We start from the raw sequence: 19,595 nt of genomic DNA, 5'->3' as shown, positions 1-19,595 counted from the left end.
ACAAACATATATTCATTATGGCACTTTTGTCTATTTTATTGCAGGCTGCTGCTGCATCTGGTTTAGCTAAAGCTGGTGGTGCTGTTGGTGCTGGTATCGCAGCTATCGCTGCTGGTATCGGTGTAGGTAACATCGGTAAGAGCGCTCTGGAGTCTATCGCTCGTCAACCAGAAGCTGCTAACGACATCCGTGCAAACATGATCCTGGCTGCTGCGCTGGTTGAGGGTGTTGCCCTTTTCGGTGTAATCGCTGGTCTGTTGGCGGTAGTTATGTAAGCCAAAACTTTTTACTGCATCCTGCGCACAGGGCAAAGGATGCAGTAATACTTCAGATGAAGAGATTTGATGATTTTTGATGCTGAGATGATAAATCGAGATCAAAAATTTCGGGAGTCTTCACAATCAAAAAATCAAGCAATCTAAATAAATATCAAAATTCAAATAATATGGATCTGTTACAACCCGCTTTAGGCTTGTTTCTTATTTCATTGATCATTTTCATTATCGTATTTCTGATCCTGAAAAAATTTGCATGGACTCCAATTCTTTCCACATTGAAAGAAAGAGAGGGTTCAATTGCCGACTCTATTGCTACAGCAGAAAGAGTAAAAGAGGAAATGGCACAAATGAAAGCAGAACATGAGCATGTTCTTGCAGAAGCAAAGGCTGAAAGAAGCAAGATCCTGAAAGAGGCAAAAGAGGCGAAAGATATGATTATCGGCGAAGCTAAAACTCAGGCACAAGCTGAAGCTAAGAAAATCATCAGTGAGGCGTATGCTGCTATCGAAAACCAAAAGATGGCTGCATTAACAGACGTTAAAAACCAGGTTGGTTCTCTCGTAATCGAAGTAGCAGAAAAGGTACTGAGAAAAGAATTGTCTGATAAATCAGCACAGGAAGGTTACGTAAAACAACTGGCAGAAGAAATCAAATTGAACTAAGAATCAGCGATAGCTAAAAGCTTTTTTATATGCAGAATCCCCGTTTAGCATCAAGGTATGCAAAAGCATTGATTGATCTGGCTCAGGAATTGAACCAGTTAGAAGCGGTGAATACCGACATGCTGTACTTACATCAGGTATTGAAAAGCAGTACTGACTTGGTGAATTTGCTGAAAAGCCCTATCATCAAGGCTGATAAAAAGCAGAAAATACTGGCTGCCGTATTTGAAGGCCGCTTAAGCAATACAACATTCGCTTTCATTAATTTGCTGGTTAGCAAAAGCCGTGAAAGTGCATTGTATGAAATGACTGCTGAGTTCACCCGCCAATATATGGTGTTGAAGAATATCAGTAAAGTTAAGGTTACTACTGCAGTTCCACTGGATGCTGCTACACTGGAAGCTATTCGTCAGAAAGTGGCTAGTCAGAGCACCCAGGAAATTGTACTGGAATCAGCTGTAGATCCTGAATTGATTGGTGGTTTTGTTCTTGAAACCAATGGTCAGCTAATTGATGCTTCTGTTCTTCGTGATCTGAAAGACATCAAACAACAATTCTCTAAGAATATTTACGTATCTGATTTACGTTAATTAAATACAGCAGCCGCTGCGTACACGCAAAGCTGTTGTCGTTATTCTAAATTTTTTAACGACTTTTTTTTAAAATCATAATTATATGGTTGATATTAAACCAGATGAAATTTCGGCGATATTACGCCAGCAGTTAAGCAACTTCAATGCTTCTGCCGACCTCGAAGAGGTAGGTACCGTATTGCAGGTGGGTGATGGTATTGCCCGTATCTACGGTTTAGGAAATGTTGCCTACGGTGAACTAGTTGAATTCAGCAATGGCGTTAAAGCAATTGCATTGAACCTGGAAGAAGACAACGTAGGTGTGGTATTGATGGGTGAATCAACAGGTATTAAAGAAGGTGATAAAGTACGTCGTACCAAACAAATCGCTTCCATTAAAGTGGGCGAAGGACTGGTAGGACGTGTTGTAAATACTTTGGGTGAAGCTATCGATGGTAAAGGCCCAATTAAAGGTGAGTTGTACGAAATGCCATTAGAGCGTAAAGCTCCTGGGGTATTGTACCGCGAACCAGTAAAAGAACCACTGCAAACAGGTGTTAAAGCGATCGACGCTATGATTCCTATTGGCCGTGGTCAGCGTGAGTTGGTAATCGGTGACCGTCAGACTGGTAAAACAGCTATCTGTATCGATACCATCATCAACCAGAAAGAATTCTACGATGCAGGTAAACCTGTTTATTGTATATATGTAGCAGTTGGTCAAAAAGCTTCTACTGTTGCCGGTGTAATGAAAACATTACAGGAAGCAGGTGCTATGGCTTATACTACTATTGTTGCTGCTAACGCTTCTGATCCAGCTCCTTTGCAGTTCTACGCTCCATTTGCCGGTGCTGCAATCGGTGAGTTCTTCCGCGATAGCGGTCGCCCTGCTTTGATCGTTTATGATGATCTGTCTAAACAAGCAGTTGCTTACCGTGAGGTTTCCCTGTTGCTGAAACGCCCTCCTGGACGTGAGGCTTACCCTGGTGACGTATTCTACCTGCATAGCCGTTTACTCGAGCGTGCTGCGAAAATCATCAACAAAGATGAAATCGCACGTCAGATGAACGACCTGCCGGAATCTATCAAGCACCTGGTGAAAGGTGGTGGTTCCCTGACCGCTTTACCTATCATCGAAACTCAGGCGAGTGACGTATCTGCTTACATTCCTACGAACGTAATCTCCATCACCGATGGTCAGATCTTCCTGGAAGGTAACCTGTTCAACGCCGGTGTACGCCCTGCGATCAACGTAGGTATCTCTGTAAGCCGTGTGGGTGGTAACGCGCAGATCAAATCCATGAAAAAAGTATCTGGTACCCTGAAACTCGATCAGGCCCAATACCGCGAAATGGAGGCATTCTCTAAATTCGGTGGTGATCTCGATGCTGCTACTAAAGCCGTTATCGACAAAGGTCAGCGTAACGTGGAAATCCTGAAACAACCTCAGTTCTCTCCGTTCCCTGTAGAAAAGCAAGTTGCTATCATCTACCTGGGTACTAATGGTCTGTTACGTGATGTTCCTGTTAAACAAGTACGCGCATTCGAAGAAGCTTTCTTAAATGAAATGTCTGTTCGCCTGCCAGAAGTTCTTGCTGAATTCAAAAAGGGTAACTTACCAGAAGATGGTATCAAGAAAATGGTTACTTTGGCAAATGAACTGAAGCCTCGCTTCGCATAAGCACTGTAATTACATCGCTTAATATAATATAAAAGCCGCTGTCTTCTGGCAGTGGCTTTTATATTTTTAGGAATCCTAATATTATAGATTTATCACTTGTCAATAATAAATCTATTATCTTTTATTTTGTTGAATCAGGCTCTTGCTATACTTTTGAACCTATAAGATTTGTAACTATCCCCAATGACTATTCTTCGTTCGTAACCTCTCTCCATCACAACGAGTACCGTCTGGAAATATTTAAGAGCTGAATTTTTCTATTTACTAATTCGGAAACCAAAGTTTAGTTTGTAGCACTTGAAACTGTGTTTCGTTGTAGTTGTGACTGTTCTGCAGATTATCCCCAATCTACCTGCAAGTTTATGAAATTAAGTTGCCCCCGTTTAGCAAACATGCTATTGTTTAGCCTGTTGATGTCGTTTAATTATTGTCTGGCTGAAGGAAGTAAAGATCTTTATCCCGTTGGGGCATCAGGCAATAGATCCTATCTTACAAGTTCCAGTACAGCTACCAGTACGCTCATTGGGAACGTCTATAACCGCGGGAAAATGTTTGTTTATGCTGTCGCCGGTGAAACAATCTACCTGGGTTCCAGCGCCCAGGGAATTGGAACAGGTACTGTGCTGATTACCGCCCCTAATGGTAATACATATACAACTGGCAACTCCACAACTGTAGGGCGTATAAACAACAGAACAGAAGAACTGGCAGGACCTTCTGCTTTAGCAGTTGGTGGATATAATGCATACTCCAGATTAGTAGGTGCTGCAGAAACGGGAGTATGGACAATCGAATTTGTTTCATGTAATACCAGTGCAACCGCCCTGGGTAATGGTTTTAGCCCGCCAGCTGCAACTGCCAACTGGACTACCTCTAATCAAACTGCTGTACAAAGTCTACCTTTAATCGTTGCATGGGATATTACAGTTAGGAGTGCCGGAGTTTCGGTACCAGGTAGAGCTTATATCAATGTATTCACTGGAAATGCAGGTACTGCTGCCGCTACTTTTTATGGTAAGTTTAATGTGCTTACAAATGATGGGTATCAGTATACTGTTGCCAGCAACGGAATACAACCATTTCTATTCGCATTTTTTGCAAACAATAAAGGGGTAAGAAATAAATCAACCGGCGCACCTATTTATAAAAGCGTTGATCTGAATGCTGTTGTTACCAACAATGGTACATACTCTTATCAAAATCCAACTCTCCCGGATGATGCAACCAACGTTACTCACAAATTATTCTATAATACTCCTTCACTCACATTACCAGCTAATGCGTCAATTTATAGTAATGGAGCAACTGCCAGCACCTGGCTGCTGACTACTCCTGTAAATCCTGTTGTTTCCAATGTATATTTTACCGGACCGGAAGGAACTTTAGGTTACTCAGGTACTCCTCCTTTAGCAGGTGGATATATACATTTTACTGCCAATAAAAATGCAAGCTATAAAGTAGAAATAGATATAAATAACAACGGAAGTACTACCGACCCGATAGACAGAACTCTTATTGGGTCTGCTTCGGCGGGTGACAATGCTGTGTTTTGGGATGGAAAAGATGGATTTGGAAATGATGTTATCAATAATACACAGGTAAAACTCACAGTAAAACTTTTTTCCGGTGAAGTACATTTTCCATACCTCGATATTGAAAATAATGCAAATGGAATTATTATAAACAGGATCAATGGCGCCAACTCCCCGGATCCTACTGTGTATTGGAACGATCAACTATTAGTGGGCTCCGGAGGTACTCCTGCCGGCGCCTCTTCCCCAATTAATGCATCGGCCGATCCTGGTATCAATAGTATAACTAACGGTCATATATATACGAATAACTTTGGGGATAATAGCTTCCTTGATACCTGGGCATATATTTATAGCGCACCTATTGTACAAACACTCAATATAATTGAAAGACAGGCAGATCTTGAAGTTGTTAATAATCAACCTTCCATTACTACTGCCTGCGTCGGAAATACTATCACGTATACTACCACAGTAAGAAATAATGGGCCGGATTCTGCCAGGGGCGCTGTATTCTCATTTTCTTTTCCACAACAATTCACACTGGTAAACGTAAGCAATTCGCCAGCTGCAGGTGCGGTTGTATTGAAAGACAGCATTGGCAGCAGTGCATATTTTGCTACTTTAAGCCTGGCTAATAATGCCACTATTACTTTTACCATTACAGGTACTATAACTGCATTACCTTCAGGCAGTAATCTGATTACTTCTTCTGGTATCCTACGCCCTGCTGATGTTACAGATCCTGATGCTACGAATGGTAGCAACATTTCACCTACTGGTCCTACAGATGTTAATGCCGAGTGTAACGGATTGCCATCAGGCGCTGGATGTAATAATATCAAAACATCTACTGTTACTGTTTCACCAATCATTGTAAACAACACTGTTTCCACTCCTCAAATACTTTGTAGTGCCGGAACGCCAGCTACCTTAACAGGGCTGCAGGTTTCAGGCAGTCCAACATATTTGTGGCAAAGCAGTATTGTAAGCGCCACAGCCGGATTTACCACAGCCGGAGGAGCTAATAACGGAAAAGATTATACGCCGCCTTTAACTTCTCAGACCACCTGGTTCAGAAGAGTAGTAGTAGCAGGTGCATGTTCCGATACTTCAGCAGCTGTCAGGGTATTAATAAACCCACCTTTGTTACCAGGTGCGATTGCAGCAAATCAGAGTTTTTGTACATCCGGAGATCCACAAATCTTCACGGAAATAACTGCTGCAAGTGGTGGAAACAATACCTATAGTTACAAATGGCAATCATCAACCGATAATGTAATCTTTACTACTATCGCAGGTGCTACAGCTACAAGTTATGATGCTCCTGTAGTAACGCAGTCGACCTGGTACAGGCGTATTGTAAGTAGTACCGGATCGGGATGTACTGATGCTATCAGCGATACCCTTATGGTTAGGATTGATGCAGCTCCTACTACTTCAAATGCAGGACCAGATCAGTTTTTATGTAATGTTACTACTACAACTCTGGCAGGAAATCAGCCTGTTGTTGGTACTGGTAGCTGGTCTCAGATTACCGGCCCCAATACCGCGCTAATAGCGGCTGTAAACCAATACAATTCAACAATATCCAACCTGGCTAGTGGTACTTATACTTTTGTATGGAGTATTCAGAACGGAATCTGTGCAGCTTCCACAGATACAGTGTTAATTGTTATTGCTCCATTACCATCCGTTGCTAATGCAGGACCCGATCAGGTATTGTGTAATGCAACTACAGCAACGCTGGCAGCAAATACCCCGGCATCCGGATTAGGGAGCTGGAAACAGGTGTCGGGCCCTAATACTGCTACATTTGTTGATTTTACACAACCTGCAGCAACAGTGCAAGGACTGGTACCTGGTGTTTATACATTCGTATGGGGTATAAGTACAGGCTATTGCCCGGCTTCCACTGATACAATGGTATTGACTGTAAACATGCTGCCAACGGTAGCTAATGCAGGGCCAGACCAGACACAGTATAACAGCGGAGTATTTACCATGAATGCCAATACTCCTGCAAGTGGTACCGGAGTATGGAGCGTGGCCAGTGGAAATGCATCTATTTCAAATCCCAATAGCCCAACTTCCGTTGTTACTTTAAATCCAAACACCACTGCTACTTTAGTATGGACTATCACTAACGGAAATTGTCCACCTTCTACTGATACAGTTATCCTAATATTCAAGCAACAGGCAGATATTCAAGTGACTAAGGTTGCTGCACCAGGAAATACATATAAAACAGGTAGTCTGGTATCTTATACTATTACAGTTGAAAATGGAGGTCCTTCGGCCGCTTTAGGCTTTACTATCCAGGATAATATTCCGGCTAATATTACTAATCCTACCTGGGTTTCTACAACAACAGGAAATGGTGTTACAATCACACCTGCAAATGGTAATGGCCAATCTGTTAACGCACAGGCGAATATTCCTTTTGCTGCTGGAAATAAGATTGTGATAACGGTTCAGGGAATGGTTGCTTCTACAGCAATAGGAGGGGATAGTGTGAATAATACTGCCACCTTAGTAAATTCCACTGCTATACCTGATCCTAATACCTCAAATAATGTTTCTTCAGTGAGTGGAATTGTGCCTAACAATCCACCTGTTGCTGTACCAGATACATTTACAACTCCAAGGGATGTTACTGTAACAGGTAATGTAATTCTAAATGACCACGATCCTGAAAATGGAACGCTAACAGTTACTACAACGCCAGTGGCTGGGCCTACGCATGGTACTGTAATACTTAATGCTAATGGAACATTTAGTTATACACCAGGACCAGGATATACCGGTACCGATAACTTCATTTACCAGGTATGTGATAATCAGGGGGCGTGTGCTCAAACTACCACCACTATATTTATTACTCCTGCTATTATTGATTTAACTGTAGTTAAGACTGCCAGTCCGGCTACCGCAGTTGCAGGTCAAACACTCACCTATACTATAACAGTAACCAATAACGGACCGTCTACTATTCAGCAGGCCGAAACCTTTAATGTATCAGATACTATAGCCAATGGATTTATACCACAGGATTATATAGCTTCTTCAGGTACTTATTTTGGTTCCAATGGAAATTGGACGGGCGTAACATTGGCTCCAGGCCAGTCTGCTACTTTAACTATTCCCGGTACTATTATCGCTGGCTATACAGGTAGCAATGTATTTAATAGTGTTAGTGCCACGCCACCACCGGGAACTACAGACCCTACACCTGCAAGCAATAGCATAACCACTCCGGTAAACAGAGCGGTTCAGGTAACCGTGCAGAAAACAGATAATTCGGCATCCTATGTACCAGGAACAAATAATACATATACTATTACTATTAATAATGCCGGACCATCAGATCTTACAGGAGCTTCATTTATTGATAGTTTGCCGGTAGGAATAACCAGTGGTAATTGGAGCGCAACTACAACAAACGGCGCTCAGATCGGGGCTAATTCAGGAGTAGGAAGTATTAATCAACCGGTAAATCTTCCAGCCAATAGCAGTATTATAATTACCAGCACGATAATCATACCATCGGGCTACAATGCCTCATTGGTAAATAAGGCAGCAGTGGTAGTTCCATCAACCTACCAAAATATTAATCCGGCAAATAATACAGCAACAGATATTGATACCGCTTTACCAAAATATGATGTGCAAATAAATAAGACCGGTCCTGCCAGCATAATTGCAGGTACTTCTATTTCATATCATGTAACTGTGAGCAATAATGGACCATCGGATGTAAAACAAGCCCTTATTCAGGATATTATTCCTACTGCCATTGAAAATATAACATGGCAGGTACAGGCATCAGGATCTGCTACCTCAAATGTTAACAGTGGTAGTGGACCAGTAGTGATTACTGCTGGTTTACCGGCAGGTAGTAATAACAAATTGGATATTACCATTACTGGCACCTGTAGTTCTTCGGCCATAGGTCAGTTTACCAATACTGCATCTGTACAGATCACCGGACAACCAATAATCACATCTAACCAGGTAAATACTGTTGTTATAAATAAAACAGGTCTTACTGTTATTAAGCAATCCATACCTGAAGGAATTGTTAAGGCGGGTAATCCAATTCAATATACCATCACGATACTTAATAACGGCCCTTCAGATGCGACCGGAGTACAACTCCTTGATACTATTGCGTCAATAATTAATAATGTTACCTGGACTGTTGCTGCATCCGGAGGTGCAAATATTACCGGCGTAAATACAGGAAGTGGCAGAATTATCGGTTCTGTTGCTGATATTCCGGCCGGAGATGGAAATATTGTTACTATTACTGTAAATGGTACTGTAGATGCAGATGGAAGTGGAAATCTTAAGAATACAGCTATTGCTACGATTCCTGGTGTGGTTACAGCCAATGGCAGTAATATTATCAATATTCTGAATGCTCCTAATCTTCAGATCAGTAAAACAGGCCCTACTCAGGCAATTGCCGGCAGCGGAATTGACTATACGATTCTGGTCACCAATTCGGGTCCTTCCAATGCCCATAATGTGCAGATTAGTGATATACTATCCGTTAGCCTGTCAAACGTAAGTTGGTCGGCTGCTGCAAGTGGAGGGGCAACTATTTCAAATGGTATGAATGGTACAGGTAATACCCTGAATATTACAGGAGATATACCGGCAGGTGAAAACAGTAAGATTGTTATACAAATTCATGCTACCATTGCTTCGGCTGCTAATGGAACAATTAAGAATAGTGCAACGGTACAATTAACCAATCAAACACCTGTTACTTCAAATGAGGTAAGTACAACGATTACGAATCAACCTGGTATTACCATTTCAAAAATAGCACCAGCTATATCCCTGGCTGGTGGCAGATTACGTTATACTATACAGGTAACCAACCACGGGCCATCAGACGCATCTGGAATTATAGTTACTGATACAATTCCTGCCCAGTTTATCAAATCCACAAGTACAGCTGCTGCAAAAGGCAACGCTTCAGTAATTTCTTCTGGTATTACAAACGGAATTTTCAAATTAGTAGCAAACATCCCGGCGGGGGATAGTAATGTAATAACTATTTTACTTGGTGGCCTGATAGATCCTGCATATACTGGTCAGGTACTTAATCAGGCATTTGTAAGTACGGCAGATAGTATAGTGATTCCGTCGCCTCTTGTTTCAACAATTATTAATAGTGATTCAAAGATTCAGATTGTAAAGAGTGCCCCGGATACAGTAATTGCCGGTCAGCAAATAACTTATCAGTTAAAAGTTTCAAACTTAGGATTATCAGACGCGAAACAGTTGTTGATAAATGATCAACTAAGTAATTCACTTATTAACAGTAGTTGGACAGCCACATCTACAGGCAATGCCGGCATAGTATCTGGTGTTACAGGTAGCGGCAATGCGGTATCTGTAACTGGCAATATTCCTGCTGGTGCAAATAATACAATTACTATTACAGTAACTGGTACTGTATCTCCAACTTATACAGGTAAATTAAGCAACGTAGCTACAGGAAGTATTACGGGCAAACATTTAATTACATCTGATACAGTAGTATCAAATGTGATTAACAAATCAAGTCTGCAAATCATTAAAGGAGGCTCGCAATCTGTAAGTGCAGGTGGAGATCTTTTATATACTCTGGAAGTATCTAATAATGGTCCGTCTACCGCCTCTAACGTGAATATTACAGATATCATTCCTGCAGTGATTACCGCCGGAACGTGGACAGCTGTTACAAGTGGAGGAGCGGCCATTACAAGTGGGGGTAGTGGTGCTGGTAGTAATGTACTGGTAATTGCAAATATACCGACAGGAGGAGTTGTCAGGGTTACCATTAACGGGAAGATTCCTTCTTCAGCTACAGGATCAATTTTAAATACGGCTACCGCCCAAACTCAGGGATCTACAGTTAGTACCACTTTCAAAACAAATATCCTGGTTACACCAAAGCTGAATATATCGAAGTCAGGACCTGCTACTATTAATGCCGGAGAGAAAATTACATATCAGTTGGTTGTATCCGATTTTGGTCAGTCTGATGCCGAAGGAATTACAATTCAGGATACTGTGCCATCCCAACTAACTAATGTAAGCTGGACAGCAACAGGATCTTCAAATGCTAAAGTATTAAGTGGTAGCAGCGGTCAGGGTACTAATGTATTAGTCACAGGCACTATACCTGCAGGTACGGATAACCATATATTCATTACTGTTACCGGAACAGTGGCACCCGGATATACCGGTACTTTAAATAATCAGGCAATTACCTATACCCAGGCCGGAGATACAGTGAAAAGCGAAGCTGTTATAACAACTGTAAATAGCCGACCATCCTTGCAATTAGTGAAAAGTGCACCTGATACTTTAGCTGCTGGTAGTAAAATTAATTATACCATCGTAATTACGAATAACGGACCTTCTGATGCGAGTGCGTTTACTCTTTCAGATATTGTTCCTGCATTAGTTACAAATAGTAGCTGGACAGCTTCAAGTCAGGGAAATGCATCTGTAAATAACAGTAGTGGAACCGGAAATAATGTGAATATCAGTGGCAGTATTAAGGCAGGTACGGGTAATAGTATTACCGTAAATATTCAGGGAGCCACAGATCCGGCGGCTACGGGAACTTTGCTTAATACCGCAGTAGCAACCATTAACGGAGATACTGCAGCAGTATCAAATACAACACAAACATATCTGGTAAGCAAATCTGCATTGTTGATCAGCAAAACAGGTCCTGCTATTCAGCCGGCAGGAGGAAATATTTCATGGATCATTACCGCCTCAAATAATGGCCCATCAACAGCCAATGGAGTTTTGATTCAGGATACAATTCCTGCTTTAATAACTAACAGTAGCTGGACAGCCATCAACAATGGTACAGCTCAAATTACTTCTGGTAATTCTGGCACTGGTAACATTATTTCAGTGGGAGGAAATATTCCTGTTGGAGCTACAAATAATATACAGGTAACTGTAACAGGCAAATTGGCTGCATCTGCCTTGCCAGGTACCATAATCAATACTGCATTTGCATCGGCTGTAAATCAACCTACCGTAAGTGATACGGCGGTTACTACGGTTAAAGTGAAGCCTGGATTGGAAATAGTAAAATCGGGCCCTTCTGCCATAAGAGCAGGAGATATGATATCGTATACCATTGTCATCACCAATCATGGCCCTTCAGATGTGGTTAATGCCACAATTGTAGATTCTTTAAATCCGGCTATCCTGCATCCTCACTGGATTGCCACAGTATCCGGCAATGCAAGTGTAAGTAAAACTGAAGATTCGTCTGCTATTAATATTACAGGAAATGTAGGAGCGGCAGATAGTAATAAAATCCTGATAACGGTAACGGGCATCGTTGATCCTACCTATGCAGAAAATAGTCTTGTAAATATAGCAAGTGTAACACCGGTAGGATTACCTGGTTTATCTTCCGAAGTGACTAGTACAGTGAGCAAAGCAGCAGATTTACAGATTGTGAAAAGCGGTCCTGCTAAGGCAATAGCTGGTGAAACTATTACTTACAGTATTTCAGTTACCAATGCCGGACCATCTGTAGCCAATGGTATATCCATTACAGATATAATGCCGGCAGAATTAACGAATGTACAATGGTCTGCAACTGCAAAAGGTCAGGGTGCAACCGTATCGTCTAATTCGGGTACCGGAAACATTCAGGTAACGGCAGATTTACCAGCCGGTAATGCTTCTATAGATTTCACGGTAACAGCAAAAATACCTGCTAATACTTCACCATTTGATATGGTGAATACAGCAACAGCAACACCTCCTTCTGATGTAGTTGATAATACCCCGGCTTCTGCATCTGTAACTACTACTATTGAAAAGGCAGCAGATCTTGTAATCGTGAAATCAGGACCAGCAGATTTAAAGAAAGGTCAGGATATTTCATGGCAATTGGTAGTTACAAACAGAGGACTTTCAGATGCAAATAATATTTTGATAGAAGACACAATTCCGAATTTTGTTAAAATCAGTTCTGTCGTAGCTACAGTGCAGGGAGTTGCCAGTGCACAAAGTCCTGTAATCAATGGTAATGACATCCAGATAACTGGCGATATTAATGCAGGTGCAGGAAATGCAATACTAGTTACTATTCAGGGAAGAGTATCTACTGAAGTGCCGGCCAATAGTCTTACCAATACGGCAATAGTGAGCCCGGCAGCTGATACAAGGGAAACCTCTCCGGCTAATAATACCAGTTCAATTACAACCAAACTTAATACTGATGTAGGAATTCAGATCTCTAAATCTGGTCCGGCTACGGTAAACGTCGGAGATTCGATCAATTATGAAATTACAGTTTCGAATTCAGGATTTAGTGCTGCTACCGGAGTAATGATCGATGATATAGTGCCAGCTGGCATTACAGGAGTGAATTGGGTAGCATCCACTAATGGAGATCTGCAAATTACTTCAGCCGATTCGGTTGGAAATACTAATAACATCCACCTGGAAGCCAACATTGGAGCTTCTAATTCCGGTACTATAACAATAAAAATAAGAGGCCTCGTTTCCTCATCTGTTGGAGGTACAATTACTAACACGGCAAGTGCTACTTATGGAGGTGTGAAGAAAAGTATTGTAGTAACAACGGTGGATAGGTCGGTGCATCTGCAGGTAAATAAAACAGCTCCGGCTACTATTAATGCAGGTCAACAAATCACATATGTGGTGAAAGTCACAAATGCTGGTCCGGCTGCGGCTTTAAAAGCTAAAATTACAGATATCCTACCGCCAATTTTGAATCCTTCCTGGACGGCTACTGCTACCAGTGGCGCTTCTGTTTCTCCTGCAAATGGAACTGATCCGAATATCTTATTACTCGCTGATATTCCAGTGTCTACAGATACTATAACATTAGTAGTTCATGGAACTGTTGACCCCACATTTAGTGGGGCACTTACTAATATAGTTAAAGTAAAGGCTGATACCAACATTGTGAATACAGGAGATGCCGGAGTAACTGTTGTGACCAATGTAGTGTCCAAAGCAGGAATCAATATTCAGAAAGTAGGACCGTCAATTGTGAAGGCAGGATCTGAGATTAATTATAAACTGATTTTAACAAATAATGGACCATCGGCAGCAACAAGTGTTAAGGTTGAAGACCAGTTACCAGTTGAAATACTTAATAGCACCTGGACGGCTACAGCCGCTGATGGAGCATCAATCATAGGTCTGCAATCAGGTTCCGGTAATCCGGCAACAGCAGTTGGTTTACCAGTTGGAGGAACAGTTGTGATAGATATTAAAGGAACAACTGATCCGGCAGCCAATACTACTATTTCAAACGTGGCAACAGGCAGCAATAATGGCGAAGATTTAGTTAGTAATGTCTTGAATACACAGATTGTTAATAAACCTTCTATAGCGATTCAAAAATCGGGTCCTGCTAGCATTGCAGCAGGAGGATTAATAAGCTACCAGCTCAAAATAAGTAATAGTGGACCTTCTACTGCTACCGGAGCTAATATTTCAGATATCATACCTGTTGATATTGAAAATGTTGTATGGTCGGCTACTGCAGTGGGAAGCGCTACTATTAACGGGGGTAATATTGTAAATAGATCAGGAAATGTGATAATGCAGGCAACTATACCTGCCGGTGAAGCAAATTATATTCAGGTTGTAGTGAATGGACGGGTATCACAAGCTGCATTGCCTTGTAAAATGGTAAATAAGGCAGAAGTTGTGTTACCAGATGGTACCAGGAACGAGGATTCTATTGTTACGACTGTGAATAATGTAACCGGTTTAAGAATGGTGAAATCAGGTCCTGATACTATTGCGGCAGGAGGTACCATGAGTTATACAATAGACATCTATAATGATGGACCATCAGATGCTGTTTGTATACCTGTCATAGATGCAAACCCTCTGCTAAACGGAACCTGGTCGGCTACCGGAATTGGAGCCGGGGAAGTTTGCGGAGGAGATGTAAGTAATCAGACAGGAACAATGTTTATAGGCATTAATTTACCGGCTGGTAATCCAAACAACAGTATTCATATTGTAATGAGTGGACAGGTAGATTCTTCCTATACCGGTCAGATAGAGAATACAGCATTTGCATTCCCAACATATGATGTCAATAATTTTATTACCTCAAATACGGTTATTACAGAAGTAGTTAATAAACCTATAATAAATCTGGTTAAGACTGGTCCTGGAAGGGCGGTTGCCGGAGGGCCGATCAGTTATAATATTGTATTGACCAATAATGGACCTTCGCTTGCACAACATCTTGAAGTAACAGATACATTACCAGTTCAATTAATTAATACAAGTTGGTCTGCCACCGCAGAAGGAACCGCGACTATTGATGGAGGAAACAAACAAAATCAAAGTGGTAATATCAATTTCTTTGCAGATGTGCCGGGCGGAACTGAGAATCGGATCGTTGTTACAGTTACAGGAACTATTAATCCTGATTTTACAGGTACAATAACGAATATAGCGGGATATAAAGAACAAGGGAAGACAAATGTACAGTCAACACCTGTTAGAACTGAGGTTAGCGCGGAACCAGTTATTAGGTTCTATAAAACCGGACCAGATACTATAGCGGCTGGCACTACTATTACCTATACCCTTCATGCGTTAAATAAGGGATTATCGGATGCCCATGAAGTAGAGTTTACAGACACTGTACCATCATTACTCCAAAATGTGGTTTGGAATGCAGCAACTACCGGCGGCGCTTCAATTATAGGACCTTCCAATGGAAGTGGAAGTATCGTTAAACTTACAGGTAGCATACCAGCTAAGACCGGTGATATATTAGTTACAGTAACCGGCGAAATACCAGGAAGTGCAGATACTATTGTGCAAAACAAGGCAACCATAGGTGTTAAAGGAAATCAGTTAAGCGATTCTGTTACAACTGTAATTGTAAACAGAACAGGCGTAGTATTCACAAAGTCGGGTGCTCAGAAGGCCAAATCAGGAGATCAGATAAGCTATACAATGGATCTTGTTAATAGCGGTCCTTCTGCTTTGATTAATGCCAGAATCACAGATCAGATTCCTGCGTCGATACAGCAAACCAGCTGGAAAATAAGTACAATGGGATTGGCATCGGTGCAGTCAGGAACTAACTTAAACGGAACAGGAAATCTTATCGCCTTTAATGGTAATGTGCCTGCTGGACCAGGTAATGTAATACATATTCAAATTAACGGAACTATAGATCCAGGCTTTACGGGAATAATAACTAATACCGGAATAGTTACCAGTGCAGATGATTCGGTATATCAATCTGTTGCTACTACAATAGTAAGTAGAGAGGCAGCAATCGGAATAAGTAAATCTGGTCCGGCAACTGCAGCTGCAGGAGAAGTGATTTCTTACCAGTTGAATGTGACCAATGTTGGTCCATCTACCGCCAATAATATATCTATTACTGATCAGATACCTGCAATACTCGCAGATGTATCCTGGACAGCTACAGCTATAGGAAATGCTAAGGTTATTGGAAATTCAAGCGGTAGTAACTATAATCTTCAGGTATCAGGTAGTATAGATGCAGGAGCAGAAAATGGAATTCAAATTCTGATTAGTGGTAAGATACCTGCCAATGCAAATGGTAGTATTAAAAATGTAGGCTTTGCGCAACAGGAAGCTGAAGCAAAACAAAGTTCAGATACTATCGTAACAGTTATACAAAATAAACCAGCAATAACACTAAGCAAATTGGCTCCGGTACAGGTTAATGCTGGCGATAGTATAACTTATACTATTGTAGCCCGAAATATAGGTAGCTCTGATGCAACTGCTGTAAATATTACGGATGAAATAGCGGCATCAATAACAGGAATAAACTGGAATGCAACTACAACGGGCACAGCATCCATTGTTGGACCAAATGCAGGAACCGGAAATCATGTAAATCTTATAGCAAATATTCCGGCAGGTGAAAGCAATGTTGTTAGATTGATTATAACAGGTAAGGTATTATCATCTGCCAAAGATTCAATTATAAATCAGGCTACCGCTAAGGTGAATGACGTAGTTGTTTCTTCCAATAAGACAAATACTGTTGTTGATACGAAATCCAGACTTGTAATTAAGAAAACTGGAGCGAGTCAGGTTACGGCTGGTGATACAATTAGTTACCTGATCACTGCTACAAATGAAGGACCTTCTTCTGCATCAAATATTGTAATAACAGATGTTGTTCCGGTAGCAGTATCTGATGTGGTTTGGAATGCAACAGCAATTGGAAGTGCAGGTATAGTTGGCGCATCAAATGGTACCGGCAATAATATTACGATTAGTGGGTCTATAGATGCAGGGCCTGGTAATAAGATTCAGATATTGATAAAAGGAAAGGTTGCTGATACTAGTACAGTAACTACTATTACAAATACGGCTTCCATTAAACAGTCTGGTGAAGAGATAACGGGAACTTCAAGTGTGGTAACCGGAGTTAAGATTACACCGGATATTAAGATTGTGAAATCCGGTCCAGCTACTGTAGTTGCAGGAGATAGTATTACCTATAGATTAAAAATCACAAATACAGGTCTTTCAGCTGCTAAGGGTGTGGTGATTGCAGATAGCGTGGTGGCATCTGTTACCGGAGTTAACTGGAATACTATTGCATATGGTAAATCGCATATAGTAGGGAAATCTTCGGGGCAGGGTAATGTTTTATTTATTGCTGATTTGTTGATTTCTATTGATGATTCTGTAATTGTTATAATAAATGGATTGACATCTTCAAATCTTACAGGGTCAATAGACAATCGGGCAAGTGCTGCTTTCAACAATACTGTTGTACAGTCTAATGTTGTAAGTACGAATGTTGTAAATGAAGCTGGATTAAGTATTACTAAGGTTGGCGATAAAGAAGTAGTAGCAGGGGATAGTATTCATTACCTGATCACAGTAACAAATGCTGGTCCGTCTGAAGCCAGGAATGTGGCAATAACGGATGACGTGCCGTCATCAATCAGTGGAGTAAGTTACAGCGCATCCAATGGTGCTATAGGTACAGGTAATCATATTGCATTTACAACAGACCTGGCTGCGGGGGCTAGTCTGCAAATTCGAGTAGCTGGTAAAGTATCGAGTGACGCTACCGGTGAATTGTCTAATACTGCCAGTGCACAATTACCAGGCGAAAGACCTGTAACAAGTGTGGCAGCAGTAACAACAATTGCTGCAACATCTCAAATAACTATTACTAAGGTTGGTGATAAATCGGTAGTTGCGGGAGATAGTATTCATTACCTGATCACGGTAACGAATGCTGGTCCGTCTGAAGCCAGGAATGTGGCAATAACAGATGATGTGCCATCGGCAATCAGTGGCGTAAGCTATAACGCATCCAATGGTGCTACAGGTACAGGTAATCATATTGCATTTACAACAGACCTGGCTGCGGGGGCTAGTCTGCAAATTCGTGTATCTGGTAAAGTATCGAGTGACGCTACCGGTGAATTGTCTAATACTGCCAGTGCACAGTTACCAGGTGAAAGACCAGTAACAAGTGTTGCTGCAGTTACAACAGTAACATCATCATCACAAATCAACATTACTAAGGTTGGCGATAAACAAGTGGTAGCAGGCGATAGTATTCATTACCTGATCACAGTAACGAATGCTGGTCCGTCGGACGCTAAGAATGTGGCAATAACAGATGATGTGCCATCATCAATCAGCGGTGTAAGCTATAGCGCTTCTAATGGGGCTACTGACACAGGTAATCATATTGCGTTTACATCAGATCTGGCGGTAGGAGCCAGCATACAAATTCGTGTAGTTGGTAAAGTATCGAGTGAAGCTTCAGGTGAATTGACTAATACTGCCAGCGCACAATTACCAGGATCAAGTCCTGTAACTAGCGTGGCAGCTGTTACAACAGTAACATCATCGTCTCAAATCAGCATTACTAAGGTTGGCGATAAACAAGTGGTAGCAGGGGATAGTATTCATTACCTGATCACAGTAACGAATGCTGGTCCGTCAGAAGCCAGGAACGTGGCAATAACAGATGATGTGCCATCGGCAATCAGTGGAGTAAGTTACAACGCATCTAATGGCGCCACAGGCACAGGTAATCACATTGCGTTTACAACTGATCTGGCTGCAGGAGCTAGCATACAAATTCGTGTAGTTGGTAAAGTATCGAGCGAAGCTACCGGAGAATTGTCTAATACTGCCAGCGCACAATTACCAGGCGAAAGACCAGTAACAAGTGTTGCTGCAGTTACAACAGTAACATCATCATCACAAATCAGCATTACTAAGGTTGGCGATAAACAAGTGGTAGCTGGCGATAGTATTCATTACCTGATCACAGTAACGAATGCCGGCCCATCAGAAGCCAGGAATGTGGCAATAACAGATGATGTGCCATCATCAATCAGTGGAGTAAGCTACAGCGCATCCAATGGCGCTACCGGCACAGGTAATCATATTGCGTTTACAACAGATCTGGCTGTAGGAGCAAGTCTGCAAATAAGAGTAACTGGTAAGGTATCGAGCGAAGCTACTGGTGCATTGTCTAATACTGCCAGCGCACAATTACCAGGATCAAGTCCTGTAACTAGCGCTGCTGCAGTAACAACAGTAACATCATCTTCACAAATCAGCATTACTAAGGTTGGCGATAAACAAGTGGTAGCCGGCGATAGCATTCATTACCTGATCATAGTAACGAATGCTGGCCCATCAGAAGCCAGGAATGTGGCAATAACAGATGATGTGCCATCATCAATCAGTGGCGTGAGCTACAGCGCAACCAATGGCGCCACAGGCACAGGTAATCATATTGCGTTTACATCAGATCTGGCGGTAGGAGCCAGCATACAAATTCGTGTAGTTGGTAA

At 41.7% G+C, this 19,595-nt stretch carries 5 protein-coding genes; all 5 read left to right on the top strand.

Features of this window, described 5'->3' with window-relative positions; genetic code table 11:
- Positions 1-17 precede the first annotated feature (17 nt).
- On the top strand, positions 18-275 hold the full coding sequence (atpE, locus tag DVR12_RS07970; protein WP_089758700.1) for an ATP synthase F0 subunit C: 258 nt from the start codon (positions 18-20) through the stop codon (positions 273-275).
- Between the two features lie 170 nt (positions 276-445).
- Entirely contained in the window at positions 446-940 is a 495-nt protein-coding gene (atpF, locus tag DVR12_RS07965) for a F0F1 ATP synthase subunit B (RefSeq protein WP_116975147.1), read from the top strand.
- A gap of 29 nt (positions 941-969) precedes the next feature.
- A complete protein-coding gene (gene atpH, locus DVR12_RS07960) occupies positions 970-1,530 on the top strand; it encodes an ATP synthase F1 subunit delta (RefSeq protein WP_116975146.1) in 561 nt (186 codons plus the stop codon).
- A gap of 85 nt (positions 1,531-1,615) precedes the next feature.
- Positions 1,616-3,193: a F0F1 ATP synthase subunit alpha gene (gene atpA, locus DVR12_RS07955; protein WP_116975145.1), complete on the top strand. Its 1,578-nt coding sequence runs from the start codon at positions 1,616-1,618 to the stop codon at positions 3,191-3,193.
- A gap of 362 nt (positions 3,194-3,555) precedes the next feature.
- On the top strand, positions 3,556-19,595 hold a 16,040-nt coding region (locus tag DVR12_RS07950), incomplete at its 3' end, for a DUF7927 domain-containing protein (protein WP_147323429.1).

The sequence above is a fragment of the Chitinophaga silvatica genome, assembly GCF_003419895.1.
Lineage (GTDB): Bacteria > Bacteroidota > Bacteroidia > Chitinophagales > Chitinophagaceae > Chitinophaga > Chitinophaga silvatica.
The sequence above is the reverse complement of the archived record's forward strand: the minus strand, read 5'-3'. Positions and strand labels throughout refer to the sequence as shown.

What these genes read in the sequence shown, in the direction of transcription:
- atpE (WP_089758700.1), top strand. Translation starts at nt 18, where the DNA reads ATGGCACTTTTGTCTATTTTATTGCAGGCTGCTGCTGCATCTGGTTTA.
- atpF (WP_116975147.1), top strand. Translation starts at nt 446, where the DNA reads ATGGATCTGTTACAACCCGCTTTAGGCTTGTTTCTTATTTCATTGATC.
- atpH (WP_116975146.1), top strand. Translation starts at nt 970, where the DNA reads ATGCAGAATCCCCGTTTAGCATCAAGGTATGCAAAAGCATTGATTGAT.
- atpA (WP_116975145.1), top strand. Translation starts at nt 1,616, where the DNA reads ATGGTTGATATTAAACCAGATGAAATTTCGGCGATATTACGCCAGCAG.